The organism is Rahnella sp. JUb53 (assembly GCF_004346065.1).
Lineage (GTDB): Bacteria > Pseudomonadota > Gammaproteobacteria > Enterobacterales > Enterobacteriaceae > Rahnella > Rahnella variigena.
Window position 1 is genome coordinate 329,577 of sequence record NZ_SLYT01000005.1, and the last position, 24,058, is coordinate 353,634.

Consider the following 24,058-nt stretch of genomic DNA (forward strand, 5'->3'; position numbering starts at 1 on the left):
TTAATTATGGCTATCACCAATCCGATGGATTTTCTGCGTGAACTTGCAGAGCAAACACTGACAGATACCACCGCTGAGCTGGGCAAAGTTCAGCAGGCTTATACGCTGGCGGCGACACAACTCGGTCAGTTGGAAAGCTTCGAGCTGGAATATCAGCAACAGCTTCGGGCGACGGTGTCCGGTAAAGGGATCCCGGTGGCTGATTTGCTCAACCGCCAGTCTTTCATTGATTCGCTGGGAAATGTCGTTAAGCAGCAGGCGAATCAGGTGCAGAAATGCCAGAACACGGTCAATGAAACACTGCTGACCTGGCGCCACGATAAGCAGCGTCTCAATGCGTTTGAAACCCTTAAAAGCCGGGCAGACGACGTACGGATGCTGAAAGAAAACCGACAGGAGCAAAAGCTCATGGATGAATTTGCGCAGCGTGCCTGCATGGGAAGAGAACTTTTATGATTGTCCAGGCCAGCTCTGTCGTCAGCGGTGTAACCCCAACAAAAATGCCGGAAAAAGGCACCACGCCTGAAACCGGTGAGGCGAATTTCGCGACCTCTCTCGAAAAAGCCTATCCGACCAAACCGGCCTTGCCCGCGAAGGATACGAAGACGACGCAACCTGATACGCCACAGCCCGATAATACCCGTGCAGAAGCTGAACCGCTGCCGGTGCCTGTTCCCGTGCCCGTGCCCGTACTGCCCGCTGAGTTACCGCCGGTGGATCTGATCACAGATATGCCGCAACCGGCACCCGAAGTGCAGACGCCTGAGACGCCTTTTGTTGATCCGCAACTTTTGGCTTTGCAGCAAATCGTTACGCAGAATGCTGCCGTGCCTGTGCAACCGGCACCCACGACTGACGCACCGGTGATGCCAGCTCAGGCGGATCCGGTAGCTGAAGTCCAGGCTGCACTTAGCCAGGAACGTCCGGGCAGTGCGTTTATGATGCCGGAAAGCATGAAGCCGAAAGCCGTCTCACAGGCTGCACTGGCCGCACAGGCTTCGCTGGAAGGCAAGCAGGGAACCGATAAGACCAGCGCCGATCAGCATAAGGATTTTCTGTCTGTGATGACGAAAACCGACGCTGCGCCAAAAGAACCTGCCGCCGCACCGGCCAGATTTGAACTGAATCCGGCACTGCCGGTGAGACAGGAAAGCTCCGTATTGCTGACACCAGAAACCGGCCTGCGACCGCACGTTACGCCAGTCAGCGAGCTGACGGCTGCTCCGGCAACAGGCGTCACGACGTCTCCGGCGGTGATTAATCAGGCGCTGGGCACCCCGGCGTGGCAACAGGCCGTAGGGCAGCAGCTGGCTTATTTTTCACGTAACGGCATTCACAATGCGGAGTTACGCCTTCATCCGGAAGAGTTAGGGGCGCTGCAAATCAGCCTGCGGTTGAATAACGATCAGGCGCAGCTGCATTTTGTTACCGAGAACCATCAGGTGCGCGCTGCACTGGAAGCGGCGATGCCGCATCTGCGTACATCACTGGCGGAGTCGGGGATCCATCTGGGACAAAGCAGTGTCGGCGCTGACTCTTCTTCGTCGTGGAGTGCCTCCGCGCAGTCCGACGGATCATCCGGCCGGGGATCCACAGAAGATGACGGGCAGGAGAATGCGCATCTGGCCGATGACAAGCCGGAAATAAGTAACAAAACTCTCCATTATTCCAACGGTATTAATACATTTGTTTGACATAAAAATTTATAGAGCGAATTGGCAACACTAATTTCATTTCTTTCGTGAATTGTTCTGGTGTCCGACTGTAATAGAATGCACGGCTTATCAGAGCATCTATTACGGCCTGTTCGCCGGCTTATTTTTACAACAGGGTTTCCCAGATAATGTCCAAGAAGAACCAGAAGGCCAGCGGGGGTGGGAAAAAAAGTTCCCTGGCTATGTTATTAATGATGCTTGTTGCTGTGGGAGCATGTGCTTTTGCTGGCTATACATTTTACGAAATGAAGAATATGAAAGCCGGAGCAAAGGGTGATGCTCCGGCGAAGGTAAAAAATGCGGCGCCAGCGGTGCCGGTATATGTGCAGATGGACACCTTCACCGTCAGTCTGAAACCGGAAGCGAATGATTCAGACCGCGTGCTGTATATTGGTCTCACGCTGAGGGTTAAAGACGCAGAATCGAAGTCCCTGCTGGAAGAATATATGCCGGAAGTCCGGAGTCGTTTATTAATTCTTTTAGCACATCAGACGGCGACAGATATCTCTTCTGATGAAGGTAAGACCGGATTAACAGAGAAAATAAAAGAGACCGTCAGCAAACCTCTCGCACCGAATCACAGTGCGGTAGTGACTGATGTATTATTTAACGCATTCATCTTACGGTAATTTCTATGTCTGACAGTATATTATCTCAGGCTGAAATTGACCGCCTTTTAAATGGCGGCAGCAACGCAGAAAGCGAGACCACTGCTAACAATGCAGTGCAGGATGACGGGATCAAACCCTATGATCCGAATACTCAGCGTCGCGTCGTTCGTGAACGGTTGCATTCACTTGAGATCATTAACGAACGTTTTGCACGACAGTTTCGTATGGGACTGTTTAATCTTCTGCGTCGAAGCCCGGATATCACTGCCGGAAGCATCAAAATTCAACCGTATCATGAGTTTGCCCGTAATCTTCCGGTGCCGACCAACCTTAATCTGGTGCATATGAACCCGTTGCGCGGGACGGCGTTATTTGTCTTCTCGCCTAATCTGGTGTTCATGGCGGTGGATAATTTATTTGGCGGAGACGGACGTTTTCCTACCAAAGCGGACGGCCGTGAATTCACACCGACCGAACAGCGCGTGATAAACCGGATGCTGACGATGGCGCTGGAGGCGTACGATTTCGCCTGGAGTTCCATCTTTAAACTGAAAACGGAATATGTCCGCGCAGAAATACAGGTGAAATTCACCAATATTACGTCGTCACCTAACGATATTGTGGTGACGACACCTTTTTATGTCGAAATTGGCCCGCACCGGGGCGAGTTTGATATTTGTATTCCGTTTAGCATTATCGAGCCTTTGCGCGAATTACTGACGAATCCGCCAATGGAAAATTCCAAACAGGAAGACCGGCAATGGCGGAGTACGCTTGCTTCTCAGGTCAGAGATACTGAACTTGAGCTGGTGGCGAATTTCTCCGACATTTCCACCCGCCTTTCGCAAGTTATGAATATGCAGAAAGGGGATATTATTCCCATTGATAAAAAAGAGAGCATTGAAGCTCGTGTTGATGGCGTTCCTGTATTCTCGGGAAAATATGGTTGTGTCAATAACCAATATGCTCTGAAAGTAGAGCAAATGATGAATCCCGCTTTATTATCTTTAAAAAAGGAGTAATTCCCCAATGACTGACACTACAACTTCGGGCGGTTCTGATAAAGAATCCATCGATGATCTTTGGGGTGATGCGATGAGTGAACAACAAGCCGCGGATAACTCCTCCACAAAAGAGGCACAGGTGACAAACTTTTCAGAGGATCTCAATCTGATCCTCGATATTCCGGTCAAAATGACGGTGGAATTAGGCCGGACAAAAATGACGATCAAGGAATTATTACGTCTGAGCCAGGGATCGGTTGTTTCTCTGGAAGGTCTGGCGGGTGAACCCCTGGATATTCTGATTAATGGTTACCTGATTGCTCAGGGTGAAGTAGTGGTGGTTTCCGATAAATTCGGCGTACGCATTACCGATATTATTACGCCTTCAGAGCGGATGTATCGCCTGAGCAGGTAATGATGATGCAGACTACCCCGCAGCCCCAGACTCAGACCCTTCCTTCGACTGTCGATACGGCCATGCCCGGTTCAATCCTGGTGAACGTCGGCGGTGCGCTGGTGCTGATACTGATGATCATTGCCGTATTCGCCTGGCTTGCACGTCGCACAGGGTTTGCCCGCAATCACCCTAAAAGCAACCAGATACTTTCTGTGGTGGCCAGTCATTCTCTGGGGCAGCGCGAGCGTGTAGTCGTCATTGATATGAATGATAAAAGAGTTTTGCTTGGCGTCACGCCGGGCCAGATCAGTTGTCTCGCCACGTTTGATAAGCCCCCTGATGAAGGTGCAACACAGGTTGTATCAGCGTCTGTCGACTTCCAGTCCACGCTGATGAATCTGCTGAAAAAACGTAAAACGGAGCCAGCGGAATGAGTTTATTTTCACGTCACAATTCCCGCCGGTGGCTGCCTTCGGGACTGTTTCTTTTAATGATTGTCGGGCTGATGTTGCCTGCCCGTGATGTTTTTGCTGCCAACGGCGATGTGATGCTGACCCGTTCAGCCGATGGGGAAAGCTGGTCACTGCCGGTGCAGACACTGGTTCTGCTGACCTCACTCACTTTCCTGCCCGCAATCCTGCTGATGATGACCGGTTTTACCCGGGTGATCATCGTGTTAGGGCTATTGCGCAATGCACTCGGTACGCCCTCTACGCCGCCCAATCAGGTCTTGCTGGGGCTGGCGCTGTTCCTGACGTTTTATGTGATGTCTCCGGTCTTTAATCAGATCTACAAAGACGCCTGGCAGCCTTTATCGGAAGATAAAATCAGCATGGAAACCGCGCTGGAACGAGGCGTTCAGCCACTGCGCAGATTTATGCTGGAACAAACCCGCGAAACCGATCTGGCGCTGTATACGCGCATGGCTAAAGAAGAAAACTTCCAAAGTAAGGAAGAAGTGCCTCTGCGCATTTTACTGCCCGCCTTCGTGACCAGTGAACTGAAAACCGGATTCCAGATTGGCTTCACCGTTTTCATTCCGTTCCTGATTATCGATCTGGTGGTCGCCAGCGTACTGATGGCGCTGGGCATGATGATGGTTCCCCCGGCAACCATTTCGTTGCCTTTCAAACTGATGCTGTTTGTTCTGGTGGATGGCTGGCAATTACTGATGGGCTCACTGGCACAAAGTTTCTTTAGTTAAGCAGTGAACAGTAAGCAGTGAATAGTTAAACAGTTAAAAAGTTAAACAGGACGAAAAATGACACCGGAAAGTGTAATGGCGATGGGATTCCAGGCCATGAAAGTCGGGTTGATGATTGCGGCACCTTTGTTATTTGCCGCATTGTTTACCGGGTTGCTGGTCAGTATATTTCAGGCATCCACGCAAATTAATGAAATGACATTATCATTTATTCCCAAAATACTGATGATCGTGACTGTCGGTATTCTGATGGGGCCGTGGATGCTAAATCTTTTTCTGGATTATATGCGCACGCTCTTTACTAATTTGCCGTACGTCATCGGATAGTTATGCTTACGTTGTCCGTTGCCAGCTTATATGCCGTCATGAACCAGTATTTCTGGCCAATGCTGCGGGTGCTGGCTTTATTCACGACCGCGCCAATTTTTAATGAGCAGGGCATCGGGAAGAAAGCCAAGATAGGGTTGGCGATCGTGATTTCATTACTGATAGGACAACATCAGCCCAACACGCACATTGAAATTTTTTCTTTCGCCGGATTATGGGTAGGCGCGCAACAGTTCATTATCGGTGCTGCCATCGGGCTGACGGTGCAGTTTATTTTCGTGGCCGTGCGTAATGCCGGGGAGATTATCGGTCTGCAAATGGGATTATCCTTTGCCACATTTTTTGACCCGGCGGCGGGGGGAAATATGCCGGTGATTTCCCGCATCCTGAATTTGCTCGTGACGTTGCTGTTTCTGACCTTTAATGGTCATTTATGGATGCTTAATACTCTGGCGGACAGTTTTATATTACTGCCAGTCAGTGCAACGCCGATCAACGCAGATGGTTTGTTAGCGATTACTTACACCGCCGGAATGGTCTTTAAATGCGGGCTGATGCTGGGACTGCCCATTATCACTCTGCTTCTGACACTGAATTTGACGCTGGGACTGCTTAACCGCCTGACGCCTCAGCTTTCCATCTTTGTCGTCGGTTTTCCGCTGACGCTGAGTATTGGCATGATAGCGATGTCGATGATCATGTACACCCTTGCGCCGTTTTTTGAAAAAATGATGGAAGATATTTTTGAGCAACTGACAAAAATAATCCTTCTGTTGACCTGACTTTTTTATATAGTAGATTATTGCAGAGGCTTTAATGGCATCCTTCAAAATATCGACCCTGATCAAAACTATTTTATTCCTGCTTTGCTTTATCCTGGTGATCACCTCGGCTTTTTCATTTAAATCCATGTCACAAGCCAGTGATTCTTTTAATGAAATGAAAACGCTGGCTCAAGATCTCAGAGAGTTACGCAGCATGGGTGCATTTATTGGCTCTGTCCGCGGGGATATTAACTATGTGTACAATGACCCGACGGCTTCTCATGAGGTACTGGCAGAAAAAGCAGCAGTAATTTCAGAAGGAATTAAAAATGCACAGCGTCATGCCAGTAATTTTCAGCGCGCTGCTGAAAACAGTAAAGAGGGAAAAGTTCTTTCGACCAATGTTTATAATAAATTTAACGCATTAATTGAAAGTTACACCAATAATATGCGTTCTCTCGAAGCTTACAACAATACCGGCTTCGATAACGGCAAGCTGGAAAATGCGCTGGATGACGCAGTACAGGAATACGCAGATTATAGCGTGAAGGTTGAGAGTAATATTACTGACAAGTTTTCTGCAGACCGTCTTGCATTCCTGATCACCTCAGGGATCCTTCTGGCATTGACTGTCTGTATCTCATGTCTGTCATTTATTCTTATCAAACGATTTGTGTTTAATCGTCTGCAAACAGCGTCATCCATGCTGGATAAAATCAGCTCCGGCGAGTTGTTCCATGAGTTTGAAACCGGAGCTCGCAACGAAATTGGTGTGATGCTGGAATCGCTGCAGAACATGAAAGGATCTCTGAGCGGGATTATTACTTCCGTGCGCGATACGTCGGGTAACATCCGAACCGATGCTTCGGAAATCGATACCGGTAACCACGATCTGGCTTCCCGAACCGAAGAACAAGCCAGCGCACTGCAACAGACCGCCGCGAGCATGGAAGAAATTAAAACCACCGTGTCTAACAATGTCGAAAATGCACGTCAGGCAAATCTGTTGTCTCAGCAGGCGCGTACCACTGCGGATAACGGATCTTCGGTGATGGCCAACGTGGTTTCCACCATGGATAAGATTTCCAAAAGTGCGCGCAAAATTTCTGAAATCAATGGCGTGATTGATGGTATTGCTAATCAGACGAATATTCTGGCACTGAATGCCGCGGTTGAAGCTGCGCGTGCCGGTGAGCAGGGCCGCGGTTTCTCCGTTGTCGCCAGTGAAGTTCGCAATCTTGCAGCCCGCAGTGCCGATGCGGCGAAAGAAATTAACCTGCTGATTAATGAGTCTGTTAAAAACGTCGATGACGGTGCGCGCCTGATAGAAGATGCAGGTAAAACGATGCATGAGATTGTCACGTCCGTCACCCACGTCAGCAATATCATGCAGGAAATAACCCAGGCTTCTGAAGAACAAAGTACAGGGGTTTCCCAGATAGCGATGGCGGTGAATGAAATGGATTTAGCCACTCAGCAGAATGCGGCAATGGTGGAAGAGTCATCCGTGATAACTCAAAACCTAAATAATAATGCCCGGCACCTGTTTGATATCGTCTCGTTCTTCCGTGTGGAAAAAGCCGATAATGCAACACAGCCTGTGATGGAGGAGTCTGCCCACGGAGAACCTGTCCGTCAGACGGGCCGGATTAAGAAAAACACTCAGGTGAAAGAACCTGTATTTAAAAAAGACGTCAGCACAACGGAAGGTGCCTGGACCGAATTTTAATTAATTTGATGACTCACGTTATTACCGGAAGAGGCAGATATGTCTCTTCCGTTTTTTTTTACCTGATAACTCTATTTGGTCGTTAAGTTGTCATCTTTTCAAACAATGGACTCTTGGGTTCTGATGATAAAATACCCCTATATTATTACTGTGTAAAAAATAAGGCTGCATTGCGCGAGTCGTGCGGTAGCTTTGCTTACAGATAACTAAAACAAATTTGAGATAACAGGATTTATATTTTGAAAGATTTGTATTCATCTCATCACTTTTCTCCTGCCGGAATTTATACCTCAGCGGCAATGTATGGCGTAAAAGGCGCTGATCCGAAAACGGCGAACGTTCTCGAGATCGGTTGTGGCGAGGGCGAGGATCTCATTCGCTTTGCCGTTGCGAATCCTTTAAGTTCGTCAGCAGGAATAGATGTTGACCCTGATTCTGTCAGAGAAGGACAACAGAAGGTTTCCGCCTTTGGAATTGAAAATACCCATTTATATTGCCTCGGTTTACAGGATTTGTTTTCCATTGATCCGGGTAAGTTCGATTACATTATTATTCAGCAATTCTTCAGCCTGCTGGATGAGGAAACCCGTTATTCATTGCTGAGTTTCTGTGAGCAACATTTAACAGAACAGGGAATTATCGCGGTAAAGTGGAACACGTTACCGGGCGCACAGGTCACTGACACATTGCGTGAGGCCATTGCACTGCACACCCAAAATTCAGTCAGCGATGAAGAGAAAATCTCATCAGCCAGAGCGATGCTGGGATTTATGAATATTGCTCATCCTGACGGTGCCCTGAAAGACCGTATCACTGAAGCATTATCTTTATCGGATACAGAGCTGGCTGTACATTATATTTACAGTAAAAATGATGCACGCTATTTGGTTAATTTTACTCACGACATTATAAAATCAAATGTTAACTACGTCGGGGATGTGACGCCTCAGTATGAAATAGCGCAGCACTACGGGAAAGAGGTCGCCACTGTACACACAACGGCCACAGAACGACTCGATAAAATCACTGCGCAGCAATATCTGGACTTTGCCGTCGACCGGCAGGTTCGCTTTAGTCTTTTGATTTCCAAAAATAATCCTTCAGTGATTCATGCACAGGTGCAACTCCGCGAAATTGAAAATTTGCACTGGGCAGGAAATTATCAAAGACAAGCGGATGCAAAAACTTTCTATAATCGCCAGGGAGAATCCCTGACTTCAGATAATGATTTGCTGGGGCGGATCCTGGATGTAATGGGAAACAGCTGGCCGCTGAGTGTCAGTACGCAGCAGATTATAAAGAATACGTATTTGCCAGAAGAACCTGAACAGCATGCCGGCAATGTGATTAAAACACTGCAGGCATTATATATTGAAAACGTTTCAGGTATTTATGCGTCTTTAACGCCTTCGCCTTATAACCTCTCACGCTTTGGTAATCTTAAGCTGATTTATCCGACTGACAACATTATCTGGCCCGAATGCGGATACATCGAGTCAGAGAATCTGTGGGGGGAGAAGGCTGTTCTGAAGAAAAGTGAAGCCGGGTTTTTTCAGTCTGGTATACGTCTTTCAGATGAGGAAAGTTATAAGCTGGCGATGGATCTGGTGAGCAAAGGGTTGCTAACCGGTTCAGACATTGCCTGGTTACGCTTATATCAGCAGGTCATGGCATTGCAAGATGTGGATATTGCCCGACGCCGGATTTCAAGCTTAATGCTGTTTTCCGCAAGTACAAAGGAAGGGGGATTCCGTCAGGAACATGCCGGTCATAAAAGCCTCAGTAAAAAAACAGAAAATGATGTAGACCAGAAAGCACTGAGTAAAGTGAAAGGGCTGTATTTATCCGGGCATGTTCAGGAATCTTTTGAAATCATGGAAGAACTGAGAACCAGATACCCGGACAGTGTCACGTTGTTAAGCGATATATCCTCTATTTATCATCAGGCCAATAATGTCGACGAGGCATTAAGATGCCTTACCAAAGGGTTGTCGATCAATTCGGGGTTGTTTGAATTTTACAGCGGTATTGTATTGTGCCTTTCAAAACTTAATGATCGTCATTATCCCAAAAAAGTTGCACAGCATTTGCTGAGAAATCACCCCAAAAATGCTGAAGCATGGGATTTACTGGGTAAAGTTTATAACGATCTGCGTAACAGCCTGAAATATGAATACTGCGCACGTAAAGCCGCAGACATGAACAGTAATAACGCAACATACCTGCTCAAATTAGGCAATGTGCTGAGCGAACGTAATCAGATGCGTGAAGCCAGAGAGTATCTGGAAAAAGGCGTGAGATTGTCAGAGTCTTCACTCGGATATTTTGCTAATTACAGCAACATGTTGTTTGTCATTCTTCACGATCATCAATGTTCGCCAGAAGAAATCCTTGCCGAGCATCAGAAGTACGGTCAAAAGCTGAGCGCGTGGGCGAAAAATAAGACGGTTGAACGCCCGGTTCTAGTGAATGACAATCCCCGCCTGCGGGTTGGTTTTGTATCAGGTGACTTCAGGGACCATCCGGTGAGTAACTTCATCTATCCCGTGCTCAGTTCAATCGATAAAACCCGCTTTGACGTCATTGGCTACAATGTTTCTCCGTCTAATGACCGCCATACACAGCTTTATGCGGCATTATCTTCAGAATGGAATGACGTTAAAAGTCTGAGTCATATTGAGCTGGCAGAGAAAATTGCAGCGGATGGGATTGATATCCTGATCGACTTATCGGGCCATACGGCATTCAACCGCCTGCCTGTTTTTGGTCTGAAACCGGCGCCGGTTCAGATGTCGTGGATAGGATATCCGGGGACTACCGGCGTAAAAGAGATGGATTACTATCTTATTGACAGCAATTTTGCCGCGCCGGGGGTATTAGACAGTCACTTTACTGAGAAACTGGCTTATTTACCTGCGGCTAAGCAATTCGAACCTGCTGATTACAATATAGATGTTAATGCTCTTCCTGCGCTCAAAAATGGGTATATCACGTTTGCCACGTTTAACCGCCCGCAAAAAATTACCGCCGCTGTGCTCGATGCATGGGCAAGAATATTAACTCAGCTTCCTGATGCCAGATTACTTTTCGCGTCAATGAGCGATGAGGAAATGATCGAAAAATACATGCTGGAGTTTGAAAGTCGTGGAGTCCGCAGTGAGCAAATTATTGCCCGTCTTAAGTGCGGTTTTGGGCCTTATCTGCAAATGCATAATGACGTGGATATTATCCTCGATACCTTCCCTTATACCGGCGGTACAACCACCAACCATGCCAGCTGGATGGGCGTCCCGTCGCTGACACTGGTGGGCGACAGTGTCGTGTCACGTCAGGCCGGCGCGGCGATGAAATTCCTGGATCTTGAGGAGTTTGTCGCGAGTTCAACCGATGAATACGTGGCGAAAGCTGTCGCGCTCAATGGACAGTTTGAGCATCTGAACAGTGTGCGCTTGTCTCTTCGTGACCGTATTTTGGAAAGAGAAAAAAGAGTCAGCCATCGCGCATTCTATTTTGAAAAAGTCCTCGAACAGGCCTGGAGCTTGCACCAGCAAGGGTTGCCCGCACAAGCCATAGTTCTTGCCGATGACTAAATTCTCAGATGCTATCGGGGGATATTTCCCCCTTGAGCTTCCCCGCTTGCAGGCGCATTTTTATCCGAATTTAGCGTTATTTTCGTCTGCCCGTGGCGCTTTTTACGCATTGCTGGTGTCAGGCAAACCCGATGCAGTGTGGGTGCCGCGTTATATCTGTGATGCGATGCTTTCACCCCTGGAAACATTGCAGATCCCGGTGAAATATTATTCGCTTGATAGCCAGTTGATGCCGGACTCAGAGGTGGTGCCAGCGGAGAATGAATGGGTATTGTGGGTCAACTATTTCGGGTTATGTGATGTTCAGGAGCAAAAAATGCTCGCCCGGTTTAATCCCCGTCAGCTCATCCTTGATCATTCCCAGGCCTTTTATTCCCCGCCCGGCGATTGTCTGGCAACGCTGTATTCACCGAGAAAATTCTTCGGAGTCCCTGACGGTGGCCTGCTGGCAACGTCATTACCTGTGGATGTGCCGCAAACTGACCCGCTGGTTTCCCTGAACCGCTCGGCGCATTTGTTGCGGCGACTGGCAGAGAACGCGGAGTCTGGTTTTGCGGCCTATCAGCAGGCAGAAGAGACGTTTACACAGGCGCCGTCTGCCATGTCTCAGTTGACGGAAACACTGTTAAAAACGATTGATTATCAGCAATGCCGAAAGGCGAGGAACGAAAATTTTCAGTTCCTGCATCAGCACCTCGGACGCTTTAACGAGGCTGCATTTGATAACGTTACTGCTGACGGGGCTCTTTGCTATCCCTTTTTGAACAGAACATCCCGTCTGCGTCAGTTCTTAACTAATGAACGTATTTACACGCCTTCGTACTGGCATGATGCAGGCTGCAGAGTCAGGCCATCAGGCATTGAGAGCGATTTTATTCATCATCTGATCCCTTTACCTGTCGATCAAAGATATGGCATTGCGGAAATGGAATTCATTGTTGAAAAAGTCGCTGATTTTCTTAACCCGTCTGCGGGGGGTTAAATTAAAAACTTAAATGAAAAAATTAAACGTTTTAGTATTCCCCTGCGGCTCGGAAAATGCGGGTGAAATATATCAGGCACTCCGGTATTCCGTGCATGTTAATCAGTTAGTGGGGGCGTCAGGCGTCAGCGATCATGGTGAATTCAGGTTCGAAAATTACCGGGGCGATTTGCCGCTGATTGATGACGAAAGTTTTGACGATGCTTTTCTGGCCCTGTTAGAAGAGTGCCAGACGGATATTGTTTTTGCTACCCATGACAGTGTGGCCGTAAAACTTGCGCTACTGGCGCAGCGGCAGGGTTTTTATCTGGTGAATGGAAATGCCACCACTGCACAAACTACCCGCTATAAAAGTGAAACCTATGCGCTTTTCCAGGATTGTCGCTGGGTGCCTGCCTGTTATCACCCGGAATATCCCGTGGCAGAATGGCCGGTGCTGATTAAACCGGATTGCGGGCAGGGGGGAAAGGATGTGCAGAGGGTCGATGATGCGGCTCAGTTACTTCAGGCCATTAAAAACGTTCCTCAGCCACTGGTGGTGGAGTTTCTGCCCGGTGAAGAAATCACGGTCGATTGTTTCACCGATCGAAAAAGGCAACTCATCTGGGCAGGGCCGCGCAGCCGGGAACGTGTACGTGCCGGTATCAGTATGCGTTCGCAAAAACAGAACCCGGATGATGAAATCATGGACATCATTACCACGATAAATTCCCGCCTGGTGTTTCGTGGTCCGTGGTTTGTTCAGTTAAAAAAAGATAAATATGGCAAATGGAAGTTGCTGGAAATATCTTGCCGTATCGCAGGCACAATGGTTTTCCAGCGCGCGCGTGGAATTAATTTACCTCTGATGACGCTGCATGATTTTCTGGAGCGCAGTATAACGCCTCTCGCCAGTGAACATATCACTCTGGTTGACAGATCCGTTAAAACCGTCAGCCGTATCGATATTCCTGTTGAACATGTTTTTATTGATCTCGACGATACGCTAATTATTAACGGTCATGCCGTTCCGGCTGTGATGGCATTACTTTATCAATGCAAAGCACAGGGAAAATCACTTCACCTGATTACCCGGCATATCAGCGATCCTGTTGATACCCTGCGTCAGTCTGCCATTGCTGAGTCTTTATTCGATCAGGTTATTCATTTAACGGAAAGTACAGATAAGAAGTCATTTTATATTCCTGAGAAGAGTCTTTTTATCGATAACTATTTTATTGAACGTCAGGATGTCGCGAAGCTGAAAAATGTCGCAGTGATGGATGTGGATGCTGTTGAGTTTTTGCTACGTTAACCGGATACGGAAATTATTATGATATATAAAGATGCTGTTATATTTTGCGAGGAGTTTGCAAAAACTACCCGGCCACGGTTTGCTTTTGGGGTGACGCCTTATTCTAAAGATATTGCCAAAAAGTTTGCGATAACCGGATTTATCGATGAGTTTACTGATGCCACGTCGGTTGACGGCCTGCCTGTCGTTTCATGGTCAGAGGTGCCGGCAGATGCCATGGTGGTATCCGGAATTGCCGATTGCCACCCGCTTACCGCCCAGAGGGTGATGAAAGATCAACAGTGTGACTGTTTAGATTTCTTTTCCTTCTATCGGTATTTCACGACTTTTTTAAACCCTGTCGCTTTTTACCATGGTCAGGCTTTTGTCGATGATTACCGCCAGAATAAAAGCCGCTATGAAAACGTACGTCATCAGCTGGCGGATGCCCTCTCAGCAGAAACGTTCGACAAAATTATTAATTTCAGGCTGACAAACCGCTTAGCGGCACTTGAAGGATTTACCTGCCGGACGAATGAGCAGTATTTTGATCTGCCGTTTGTCAAAGATTATGCCCGTCACTTTGTAGATTGTGGCGGTTTTGATGGCGCAACCAGCCTGGAATTTGCGAGACTGTTTCCGGATTATAAAAGTATTCAGGTTTTTGAACCCGACATCAGCCAGTGCCAGCGGGTCGCGCAAACTCTGAGTTCTCTCCCCGGTGTCAGGGTCTATCCTTTTGGTGTTTCGGACCAGTCAGAAACACTGCGGTTTTCACGTTCCGGCAGTGCATCGAAGATTTGTGATTCAGGCGACGTCACCATTGAGGTTGTTACGCTGGATGGATTACTTAAAGGAGATGTCAGCTGCTTAAAAATGGATATTGAGGGCTACGAATTGCCTGCATTAGCCGGTGCGCAAAATATTATTAAAACTCAAAAGCCCCTGCTGGCTATTTGTTGTTACCATAAGCCTGATGATCTGTGGACAATTCCTCAGCGGGTTCTCAGCTACAATCCGGACTATAAAATTTATTTACGCCATTATTCCGAGGGGCTTTTAGAGACCGTATTTTATTTTGTTCCTGAAAGTCTTACTGATGAGTGAATTAAAACGCGTTACTATCATGCAGCCTTACATTTTTCCTTATTTAGGCTATTTCCAGCTGGCTGCTTCAGGCGATATTTTTGTGCTGTATGACAATGTTAACTATATCAAGCAGGGGTATATAAACAGGAATTGTATTCTCAGTTCCGGTCAGATTCAGCGTTTTGTTATTCCTGTCCCCGGAGCGTCCTCATTCAAACCTATAAAGGAACTTGAGTTCAGTCAGGACGTGGGAAAAGTCATCAAACAAATACGGCAGGCCTATCAGAACAGGCCTTTTTTTGGCGCCGTTTTTCCCCTTATTGAGCAGGTGTTGCAGTCTGAACAGCGAAGTATTGCCCTGATGTGCCAGAAGATGATGCGCTGTTTCTTTGATTATCTGGGTATGGAAAAGGTTGTGATGCTTTCCAGCCAGATTAATTATGCTCAGACGGGCAGTGCCAGCGACAAAATTATTGCTATATGCCATTCACTTGGTGCAGATGTTTATATTAACAGTGCAGGTGGTGTTGATTTATATGACCGCGAACAGTTTTTAAAATCAAAGCTGGTTTTGAAGTTTATAAAAATGAATGACATCCGCTATCCGCAAGGTTGTGAGGAGTTTCATCCTAATCTTTCTATTATTGATGTGCTGATGAACTGCTCTGTAGAAACGGTTCGGGACTTATTATCAGAATATCGCTTGTTCTAACTTTCTCAGGATTACAGCCATCATGGAAAAAAACATATTTGTCACTCGTCCTTTATTACCTCCGCTTGAGGAGTTCATTCCTTATCTGGAAAATATCTGGGAAAGTCAGCACCTGACAAACGCTGGCCCGTATCATCAACAGCTGGAAAAAGAACTGGCTGAGTATCTGGGTGTGGAACATTTGTGTTTGTTTTCAAATGGTACGCTGGCCTTACTGACCGCTTTTCAGGTGCTGGGGATCACCGGTGAGGTGATCACGACGCCTTATTCTTTTGTCGCTACGGCACATTCTCTGCTCTGGAATGGCCTTACGCCGGTCTTTGTCGATACCGATCCTGAGACGTTCAATCTTGATGCAGACAAGCTTGAGCAGGCGATTACTCCGGCTACAACGGCTATCCTGCCCGTCCATTGTTATGGTATCCCCTGTAACACCCGCAAAATCGAAGAGCTGGCGGATGCGTACGGGCTGAAGGTCATCTACGATGCAGCCCACGCTTTTGGTGTTAAACAAAATGGCGTCAGCGTCCTGCGTCAGGGCGACCTGTCTATTCTGAGTTTTCACGCCACTAAAGTGTTCAATACGATTGAGGGCGGTGCCATTATCTGTCACGACGCCAAAATGAAGCAGCGCATCGACTATCTGAAAAATTTTGGTTTCGTTAATGAGACCACCGTTGTCGCGGCGGGTATCAACGGCAAGATGAATGAATTACAAGCCGCGTACGGGCTCCTTCAGTTGCAACACATTGATAAAGCGCTCGATGACCGTGGCAGACTCTATCGCCATTACAATACGCTGCTTGCGGATATTCCGGGGATTTCACTGATGTCGATCCCTGAAGATGTGACCTGGAATTATGCGTACTACCCGATCATGGTTAATGAAGATTTTGCTCTTACGCGTGACGGGCTGTACGAATTGCTGAAAGACAATCACATCATGGCGCGACGCTATTTTTATCCCTTAATCAGCAGTTTCTTTATGTATAAATTTGCTGAAAGTGCCAGCAGGGAAAATCTGCCTGTTGCGCACCAGCTCGCGGAAAAAGTCATCTGTTTGCCGCTTTACCCTGGTCTGGAAGAAAGCATACAGAATAAAATTGCCGGACTGATTAAAAATTCCGCCGCCACATCACCTCACACCTCTCCATTAATCATGGCGCAGTAATCTGGTTAACAAGCTTGTAAAGACGGTGATTTTCAGTTTTTTCGGCTCTGATAATGCTCTACCATATCTGTACCTCTTTTATTGCATGGTTACGGATATCCGATGCGCCACCTGGCAATCATTCTTCCCCTGGTTCTTACACTTTCTGCCTGTAGCAGTAATAAACCCGCGCCTCAGCCTGAAGGGCCGCGTAATCCTTTCTCCGATGGAAGAAATGCCAGCGCCAGTACGGTGCCCGACGGCGGTTTTCTGCTCCAGCCTGAGCATACCGGCGCGGTGCAGACCGGCGATTTTGCCTATGATCCGGCCATGAATCAGTTTGTTGACAAAATGGTGCGCGAGCACGGTTTTGACCGTCAGCAGCTGCATGATGTGTTGTCGCAAACCAAGCGTCTGGGATTTGTATTACGACTGATGGATCAGCAGGCACCTTCCGGTCCGCCATCGACCGTGCCAAACGGCGCGTGGAACCGCTATCGCAGCAAATTCATCACGCCGGATAACGTGCAAAATGGTGTGGTGTTCTGGAATCAATATCAGGATGCGTTGCAGCGTGCGGAGCAGATCTATGGCGTGCCGCCGGAAATCATTGTCGGCATTATCGGCGTGGAAACCCGCTGGGGACGCGTAATGGGTAAAACCCGCATTATCGATGCGCTGGCGACCTTATCCTTTGCCTATCCGCGCCGTGCAGCGTATTTCTCCGGTGAACTGGAAACGTTCCTGCTGATGTCACGGCGTGAAGGGGATGACCCGCTGAGTCTGCGCGGTTCCTTCGCCGGTGCAATGGGCTATGGCCAGTTTATGCCGTCATCTTATAAAGACTACGCCGTCGACTTTAACGGCGACGGTCATGCCAACCTGTGGGATCCGATTGATGCTATCGGCAGTGTCGCCAATTACTTCAAAGCCCACGGCTGGACCAAAGGCGCGCCAATTGCGGTGCCGGCAGCCGGGCAGGCACCTCTGCTGGAGAACGGCTTTAAAACCAAATATCCGCTGTATACATTGAAAGCCGCCGGACTGAGCCCGTTAGGATCGCTTGGCAACTATCAGGAAGCGAGCCTGCTGCGCCTTGATATGGGCACCAATTACCAGTACTGGTACGGGCTGCCGAACTTCTACACCATCACCCGTTACAACCACAGCGTGCATTATGCGATGGCGGTATGGCAGTTGGGTGAGGCGGTGAAAGCCGCGCGCTAACCCCGGATCGTTCAACTCTCATGAGGGCCGCAGATCGTGGCCCTTCTTTTTCTTTTTACTCCAGTTCTGAATACATCGCGCAAATCACTTCGACGGGACTCGCAGACCGGAAGAGAAATGCTAACATCGGGGTAGTTTCAGATGTCCCGCCGGGAGGGGATATGGACGAAAAACGTTTACATGAACTGAGTGTTGAAGTCGGGGCGGCGCTGAAAGCCAGGGGATGGTGGGTCACTTGTGCGGAGTCCTGCACCGGCGGCCTGATTGCCAAGGCGATTACTGACATCGCCGGAAGCTCCGCCTGGTTTGATCGCGGATTTGTCACTTACAGTAATGCGGCCAAACATGAATTGCTGGGCGTGTCTGAAAGCACGCTGGAGCAATATGGCGCAGTGAGTGAGCAGGTGGTGCATGAAATGGCGCAGGGCGTATTGCACGCCGCGGGCGCGGATGTGGCCGTTTCGGTCAGCGGTATTGCCGGACCTGATGGCGGTTCTGCAGAAAAACCTGTCGGCACGGTCTGGTTCGGATTTGCCGGAAAAGACGGGCGCGTTCTGACGGCTAAACAGCAGTTTTCCGGCGATCGCGAAGCGGTGCGTTTGCAAGCTGCTGTTTTTTCGCTACAAACTGCATTGCGTGAGTTTATTAAAAATTAGGCTTGATACTGTATGAGCATACAGTATAATTACTGCCAATTACCTGTACATAAATTATATTCAGTGATGCGGGCGGGATGTTCCCCTGCATCAGACGAGGAGTAAAAATGGCTATTGATGAGAACAAGCAAAAAGCGTTAGCTGCAGCACTGGGCCAGATTGAAAAGCAATTCGGTAAAGGCTCCATCATGCGTCTGGGTGAAGATCGCTCCATGGACGTAGAAACGATCTCTACCGGCTCTTTGTCTCTGGATATCGCGTTAGGTGCCGGCGGTTTACCAATGGGCCGTATCGTTGAAATTTACGGACCAGAATCTTCCGGTAAAACCACGCTGACTTTGCAAGTTATCGCAGCAGCACAGCGCGAAGGCAAAACCTGTGCGTTCATTGATGCAGAGCACGCACTGGACCCGATCTACGCTAAAAAACTGGGCGTAGATATCGATAACCTGCTGTGTTCTCAGCCAGATACTGGTGAACAGGCTCTGGAAATCTGTGACGCGCTGACCCGTTCAGGCGCTGTTGACGTGATCATCGTCGACTCCGTGGCTGCACTGACACCGAAAGCAGAAATCGAAGGCGAAATTGGTGACTCTCACATGGGCCTCGCGGCACGTATGATGAGCCAGGCGATGCGTAAGCTGGCCGGTAACCTGAAAAACGCCAACACCTTGCTTATCTTCATCAACCAGATCCGTATGAAAATTGGTGTGATGTTCGGTAATCCGGAAACCACCACCGGCGGTAACGCGCTGAAATTCTACGCCTCTGTGCGTCTGGATATCCGTCGTATCGGCGCGATTAAAGAAGGTGATGTGGTTGTCGGTAGCGAAACACGTGTGAAAGTGGTGAAGAACAAAATCGCTGCGCCATTTAAACAAGCCGAATTCCAGATCATGTATGGCGAAGGTATCAACATCAACGGCGAACTGATCGACCTGGGCGTTAAGCACAAACTGATCGAGAAAGCCGGTGCATGGTACAGCTACAACGGCGAGAAGATTGGTCAGGGTAAAGCGAACTCCTGCAACTACCTGAAAGAAAATCCGAAAGTGGCTGCTGAGCTGGATAAAAAACTGCGTGACATGCTGCTGAGCGGCACGGGTGAACTGAGCGCAGCAACGACAGCTGAAGTCGCTGACGACAACATGGAAACCAGCGAAGAGTTTTAATTTCGCGGTTGTCTGACAAAGACATTTGAAGGGCAGGGGACTTTGTCCGTAACTTTCAAACGTCGCTAAAATGCCAGTCTGGTTTCCAGACTGGCATTTTGCATATAAGGGGAAAACCTTATGTCCGATGAAAACATACCTGATAAAAAAATCATGAATGAGAACGTCATCGACCTGAAAAAACTGCTGGAAGAGGTGGCACAAAATAGCGAGTCAACACTGTTTGAGCCGCCCAAAAAAGATGGCAATGCAGCGAAAATCAATACACTGATAAACCGTGCAATGCGTCTGCTTGCTCAGCGCGACCATGGCGAAACAGAATTACGCCGCAAGTTACTCATTCCTCCGATGCCTTTTGTTAAGCCTCAAAATAAGAAAAGCAGCTGGGCTTCACGTAAAAAGCCAGCGCAAAATGAGTTCGCCGAAGAAGAGGTGGTGAGAGCCAAACCTGAGCCGCGGCCGGTGCCGGAAGCGATTCCGGAAGAACATGTACAGGCGGTGATCGACTACTGTTATCAACATCAGTGGCTCGATGATGCCAAATTTGCCAGCCGCTATATTTCGGGTCGCAGTCATAAAGGTTACGGTGCGCAGCGCATCCGTTCGGAATTACTGCAAAAAGGTGTCGATAAAGAAATCATCACAGTCGCACTGGAAAACACAGACGTGGACTGGTGCGCGCTGGCGCGAGATTTGGCGGTCAGAAAATTTGGCGAAAATTTACCGACTGACTGGAAAGAAAAATCAAAAGTTCTGCGTTATTTGCTCTATCGGGGCTTCTTTCAGGAAGAAATACAGTCTATTTATCGCGATTTTGACGATTGACCGCATACGGTATTTTACTTCCCCGCGCAGAAATTTTATCTTATCCGCACTTTTTCGTTCGTGAGCTGTACAGATTGCTGCCATATGCAGCGTTATCCGGCTCAAGAGCCGTTCTTCCAGCATGATTCCGGGATATTTATGAGCAAGAGCACCGCTGAGATCCGTCAAGCGTTTCTCGATTTCTTCCATAGTAAGGGACACAACATTGTTTCAAGCAGTTCGCTTGTCCCGACAAACGATCCGACACTGTTGTTTACCAATGCCGGGATGAACCAATTTAAAGACGTTTTCCTCGGTCTGGATAAGCGCGATTACAACCGCGCCACCACGTCCCAGCGTTGTGTCCGCGCAGGCGGTAAACACAATGACCTCGAAAACGTCGGTTACACCGCACGCCATCACACCTTCTTCGAAATGCTGGGCAACTTCAGCTTCGGTGATTACTTCAAGCATGAAGCCATCAGCTACGCCTGGGAATTACTGACCGGCGAAAACTGGTTCAATCTGCCGAAAGAAAAACTGTGGGTCACTGTCTATGAGACGGATGACGAAGCGTTTGATATCTGGGAAAAAGAAGTCGGCGTTCCGAAAGAACGTATTATCCGCATTGGCGATAATAAAGGCGGTGCATTCGCTTCTGACAACTTCTGGCAGATGGGCGATACCGGTCCTTGCGGCCCTTGTACTGAGATTTTCTACGATCATGGCGATCACATCTGGGGCGGCCCTCCGGGTTCTGCTGAAGAAGATGGCGATCGTTACATCGAAATCTGGAACCTGGTGTTCATGCAGTTCAACCGTCAGGCTGACGGTACCATGCTGCCATTGCCAAAACCGTCCGTAGATACCGGGATGGGACTGGAGCGTATCACTGCGGTGATGCAGCATGTGAACTCCAACTACGACATCGACCTGTTCCAGAAACTGATCGCTGCGGTGGCTGAAGTCACGGGTGCAACCGATCTGACCAACAAATCCCTGCGTGTTATCGCCGACCACATCCGTTCCTGCGCATTCCTGATTGCAGACGGCGTGATCCCATCGAATGAAAACCGTGGCTATGTGCTGCGCCGCATCATTCGTCGCGCGATCCGCCACGGCAACATGCTGGGCGCGAAAGACACCTTCTTCTACAAACTGGTTGCTCCGCTGATTGAAGTGATGGGCCCGGCTGCGACAGAACTGAAAGAACAGCAGGCGATGGTTGAGCAACTGCTGAAAACCGAAGAAGAGCAGTTTGCCCGTACTCTGGAACGCGGCCTGGCATTGCTGGACGAAGAATTGTCCGCTCTGAAAGGCGACACTCTGGACGGCGAAATTGCTTTCCGTCTGTATGACACCTTTGGTTTCCCGCTGGATCTGACCGCTGACGTTTGCCGTGAACGCAATCTGAAAGTGGACGAAGCTGGTTTTGAGAAAGCAATGGAAGTTCAGCGTCGTCGTGCGCGTGAGTCCAGCGGTTTCAGCGCCGACTACAACAGCATGGTTCGTGTTGATGGCGTGACGCAGTTCTCCGGCTACGAACATCTGCAACGCCATTCAAAAGTGGTGGCGCTGTTTGTTGAAGGTCAGCCAGTGAATGAGATCCAGGCGGGCGTTAATGCAATTGTCGTTCTGGATGACACACCGTTCTACGGTGAATCCGGTGGTCAGGTTGGCGATAAAGGCATCCTGAAAACGGCAGCAGGCGTGTTCTCTGTGTCTGATACCCAGAAATACGGCAAAGCGATTGGTCATCAGGGTTCCCTGAATAGCGGTAAGCTGAGCGTTGGCGACAGCGTTGAAGCTGAAGTTGATATTGCACGCCGTGACCGTATCCGTCTGAACCACTCGGCAACGCACTTGCTGCACGCTGCGCTGCGTCAGGTGCTGGGCAAGCACGTTGCTCAGAAAGGTTCTCTGGTCAACGATAACTATCTGCGTTTTGACTTCTCGCATTTTGAAGCGATGAAACCAGAAGAGATCCGTCAGGTCGAAGATCTGGTGAATGCTCAGATCCGTCGTAACCTGCCAATCCAGACCACCATCATGGATCTGGAAGAGGCGAAAGAAAAAGGTGCAATGGCGCTGTTTGGTGAGAAATACGAAGACAGCGTTCGTGTTCTGACCATGGGCGATTTCTCCACCGAACTGTGTGGTGGTACTCACGCCAGCCGTACCGGCGATATCGGTCTGTTCCGCATTCAGAGTGAATCGGGCACAGCGGCAGGTATCCGTCGTATCGAAGGGATCACCGGCGAAAACGCGATTAATGCCCTGCATCAGCAAAGCGATTTGCTGCAGGATGTCGCGCATCTGGTAAAAGGTGATGTGAACAGCATTACCGATAAAATCCGTACCCTGATTGAGCGTTCACGTGTGCTGGAAAAAGAGCTTCAGCAGGTGAAAGGTCAGCAAGCTGCGCAGGAAAGTGCTTCACTTTCCAGCCAGACCAAAGAAGTGAAAGGCGTTAAGCTGCTGGTTCGTCAGCTGGATAACGTGGAGCCTAAAATTCTGCGTACGATGGTTGATGACCTGAAAAATCAGCTGGGTTCTGTGATTATTGTTCTGGCAACCATCGCTGACGATAAAGTCAGTCTGATTGCCGGTGTCACGAAAGATCTGACTGATCGTGTTAAAGCCGGTGAGCTGATTGCTTCTGTAGCACAGCAGGTCGGTGGCAAGGGCGGTGGTCGTCCTGATATGGCGCAGGCAGGTGGCAGCGACGTGCAGGCACTGCCTGCTGCTCTGGCGACTGTTGAAGCCTGGGTTGAAGCTAAGCTGTAAGAAGAAATAAATAGCTAACCCTGAAAACGCCATAATCTATTGTGCTGTATGGCGTTTTCAGTCTTAATGGCGGTGTGAGCTTCGCGATTAAAGTCGCGACAATGACGATATCGGCTAAACTTAAAGTACTCATGGCTGAAGTTGCAGGCTGCTTACATTTAATGTAGGGGTCATGGCTTACGTTTTACCCGCTTATGATCGATAATGGCCGGGAAACTGAGAGACCCGACTCTTTTAATTATTCAAGGAGCAAAGAATGCTTATTCTAACTCGCCGAGTTGGTGAAACCCTCATGATTGGCGATGAGGTTACTGTTACCGTTTTAGGTGTTAAAGGTAATCAGGTGCGCATTGGTGTGAATGCACCAAAAGAGGTCTCTGTTCACCGTGAAGAGATTTATCAGCGCATTCAGGCTGAAAAGTCGCAGCAGACGAGTTACTGATTTACGAGGCGTCTCGCTAATGGCGAGGCGCTGAACCTCTTTTGTCCGCTTTTTCGATTTCCTTTCCCCTTAATTTCCTGCGTTTTTCGTTTTTTCATTTCTCTCCGTGATGTATCCACGAACGACTATTCCAGAAAATGAAGACGTTTTTTCTGCGTTTACACCCTGTTTTTGTCTTCAAACTGCGCAGGTTGCGCGTGAAATGTCCAAACGGGTGATTGTTAGGAAAAAAGGGTTTGACTTATAAGGGCCAGAAAGTAATATGTGCGCCACGCAGTGCCGATGAGCTTAAACAAAGTTAGTCAGCACACTCGCAAGAGGCGTATGGTGAGGTGGCCGAGAGGCTGAAGGCGCTCCCCTGCTAAGGGAGTATGCGGTCAAAAGCTGCATCCGGGGTTCGAATCCCCGCCTCACCGCCATTTA

22 protein-coding genes and 1 tRNA gene are annotated in these 24,058 nt (G+C 48.7%); all 23 read left to right on the top strand.

Annotated features, from left to right (window positions below; translation table 11 throughout):
- The first annotated feature begins 6 nt into the window (after nt 1–6).
- Nucleotides 7–456: a flagellar export protein FliJ gene (gene fliJ, locus EC840_RS14575; RefSeq protein WP_112291430.1), complete on the top strand. Its 450-nt coding sequence runs from the start codon at nt 7–9 to the stop codon at nt 454–456.
- A complete protein-coding gene (locus EC840_RS14580) occupies nt 453–1,694 on the top strand; it encodes a flagellar hook-length control protein FliK (protein ID WP_243701070.1) in 1,242 nt (413 codons plus the stop codon). The genes fliJ and EC840_RS14580 overlap by 4 nt, the downstream gene beginning before the upstream one ends.
- Nucleotides 1,695–1,843: 149 nt before the next feature.
- Entirely contained in the window at nt 1,844–2,344 is a 501-nt protein-coding gene (gene fliL, locus EC840_RS14585) for a flagellar basal body-associated protein FliL (protein WP_112291432.1), read from the top strand.
- A gap of 5 nt (nt 2,345–2,349) precedes the next feature.
- Nucleotides 2,350–3,348, top strand: coding sequence for a flagellar motor switch protein FliM (gene fliM / locus EC840_RS14590; protein ID WP_112291433.1), 999 nt, complete (start codon nt 2,350–2,352; stop codon nt 3,346–3,348).
- 7 nt (nt 3,349–3,355) lie between these two features.
- A complete protein-coding gene (gene fliN / locus EC840_RS14595) occupies nt 3,356–3,745 on the top strand; it encodes a flagellar motor switch protein FliN (RefSeq protein ID WP_112291435.1) in 390 nt (129 codons plus the stop codon).
- 5 nt (nt 3,746–3,750) lie between these two features.
- Complete coding sequence (gene fliO, locus EC840_RS14600; protein ID WP_243701071.1) at nt 3,751–4,161, top strand: flagellar biosynthetic protein FliO; 411 nt, start codon at nt 3,751–3,753, stop codon at nt 4,159–4,161.
- A gap of 113 nt (nt 4,162–4,274) precedes the next feature.
- The gene (gene fliP, locus EC840_RS14605) at nt 4,275–4,931 is read left to right on the top strand and encodes a flagellar type III secretion system pore protein FliP (protein WP_232829978.1); all 657 of its coding nucleotides are present in this window, start codon (nt 4,275–4,277) and stop codon (nt 4,929–4,931) included.
- Nucleotides 4,932–4,988: 57 nt separating this feature from the next.
- The gene (fliQ, locus tag EC840_RS14610; protein ID WP_112291438.1) at nt 4,989–5,258 is read left to right on the top strand and encodes a flagellar biosynthesis protein FliQ; all 270 of its coding nucleotides are present in this window, start codon (nt 4,989–4,991) and stop codon (nt 5,256–5,258) included.
- Nucleotides 5,259–5,260: 2 nt separating this feature from the next.
- Nucleotides 5,261–6,040: a flagellar biosynthetic protein FliR gene (gene fliR, locus EC840_RS14615; protein ID WP_132965859.1), complete on the top strand. Its 780-nt coding sequence runs from the start codon at nt 5,261–5,263 to the stop codon at nt 6,038–6,040.
- 34 nt (nt 6,041–6,074) lie between these two features.
- On the top strand, nt 6,075–7,751 hold the full coding sequence (locus EC840_RS14620) for a methyl-accepting chemotaxis protein (protein WP_132965861.1): 1,677 nt from the start codon (nt 6,075–6,077) through the stop codon (nt 7,749–7,751).
- 239 nt (nt 7,752–7,990) lie between these two features.
- Nucleotides 7,991–11,341 (top strand): methyltransferase, encoded by a 3,351-nt coding sequence (locus EC840_RS14625; protein ID WP_132965863.1) that lies wholly within the window; start codon nt 7,991–7,993, stop codon nt 11,339–11,341.
- Entirely contained in the window at nt 11,334–12,323 is a 990-nt protein-coding gene (locus EC840_RS14630; RefSeq protein ID WP_132965865.1) for a hypothetical protein, read from the top strand. Before EC840_RS14625 ends, EC840_RS14630 begins: the two co-directional genes overlap by 8 nt.
- A gap of 91 nt (nt 12,324–12,414) precedes the next feature.
- Nucleotides 12,415–13,617, top strand: a complete 1,203-nt coding sequence (locus EC840_RS14635) for an ATP-grasp domain-containing protein (protein WP_243701072.1) — start codon at nt 12,415–12,417, stop codon at nt 13,615–13,617.
- Between the two features lie 18 nt (nt 13,618–13,635).
- Complete coding sequence (locus EC840_RS14640) at nt 13,636–14,703, top strand: FkbM family methyltransferase (RefSeq protein WP_132965869.1); 1,068 nt, start codon at nt 13,636–13,638, stop codon at nt 14,701–14,703.
- Nucleotides 14,696–15,397 (top strand): WbqC family protein, encoded by a 702-nt coding sequence (locus EC840_RS14645; protein WP_207914759.1) that lies wholly within the window; start codon nt 14,696–14,698, stop codon nt 15,395–15,397. Before EC840_RS14640 ends, EC840_RS14645 begins: the two co-directional genes overlap by 8 nt.
- Before the next feature lie 22 nt (nt 15,398–15,419).
- Nucleotides 15,420–16,568 carry a DegT/DnrJ/EryC1/StrS family aminotransferase gene (locus EC840_RS14650; RefSeq protein WP_132965871.1) on the top strand — a complete coding sequence of 383 codons (1,149 nt, stop codon included), beginning with the start codon at nt 15,420–15,422 and terminating at the stop codon, nt 16,566–16,568.
- Nucleotides 16,569–16,670: 102 nt separating this feature from the next.
- Nucleotides 16,671–17,774 (top strand): lytic murein transglycosylase B, encoded by a 1,104-nt coding sequence (gene mltB / locus EC840_RS14655; RefSeq protein WP_113878057.1) that lies wholly within the window; start codon nt 16,671–16,673, stop codon nt 17,772–17,774.
- Nucleotides 17,775–17,935: 161 nt separating this feature from the next.
- Nucleotides 17,936–18,430: a nicotinamide-nucleotide amidase gene (gene pncC, locus EC840_RS14660; protein ID WP_113878058.1), complete on the top strand. Its 495-nt coding sequence runs from the start codon at nt 17,936–17,938 to the stop codon at nt 18,428–18,430.
- Between the two features lie 107 nt (nt 18,431–18,537).
- Nucleotides 18,538–19,602 carry a recombinase RecA gene (gene recA / locus EC840_RS14665; protein ID WP_112291457.1) on the top strand — a complete coding sequence of 355 codons (1,065 nt, stop codon included), beginning with the start codon at nt 18,538–18,540 and terminating at the stop codon, nt 19,600–19,602.
- A 258-nt stretch (nt 19,603–19,860) separates the two neighbouring features.
- A complete protein-coding gene (gene recX, locus EC840_RS14670; protein ID WP_181955564.1) occupies nt 19,861–20,427 on the top strand; it encodes a recombination regulator RecX in 567 nt (188 codons plus the stop codon).
- A 138-nt stretch (nt 20,428–20,565) separates the two neighbouring features.
- Nucleotides 20,566–23,193: an alanine--tRNA ligase gene (alaS, locus tag EC840_RS14680; protein ID WP_132965873.1), complete on the top strand. Its 2,628-nt coding sequence runs from the start codon at nt 20,566–20,568 to the stop codon at nt 23,191–23,193.
- Nucleotides 23,194–23,449: 256 nt separating this feature from the next.
- A complete protein-coding gene (gene csrA / locus EC840_RS14685) occupies nt 23,450–23,635 on the top strand; it encodes a carbon storage regulator CsrA (RefSeq protein ID WP_013574027.1) in 186 nt (61 codons plus the stop codon).
- Nucleotides 23,636–23,961: 326 nt separating this feature from the next.
- Nucleotides 23,962–24,054: transfer RNA gene (locus EC840_RS14690), tRNA-Ser, on the top strand.
- Nucleotides 24,055–24,058 lie beyond the last annotated feature (4 nt).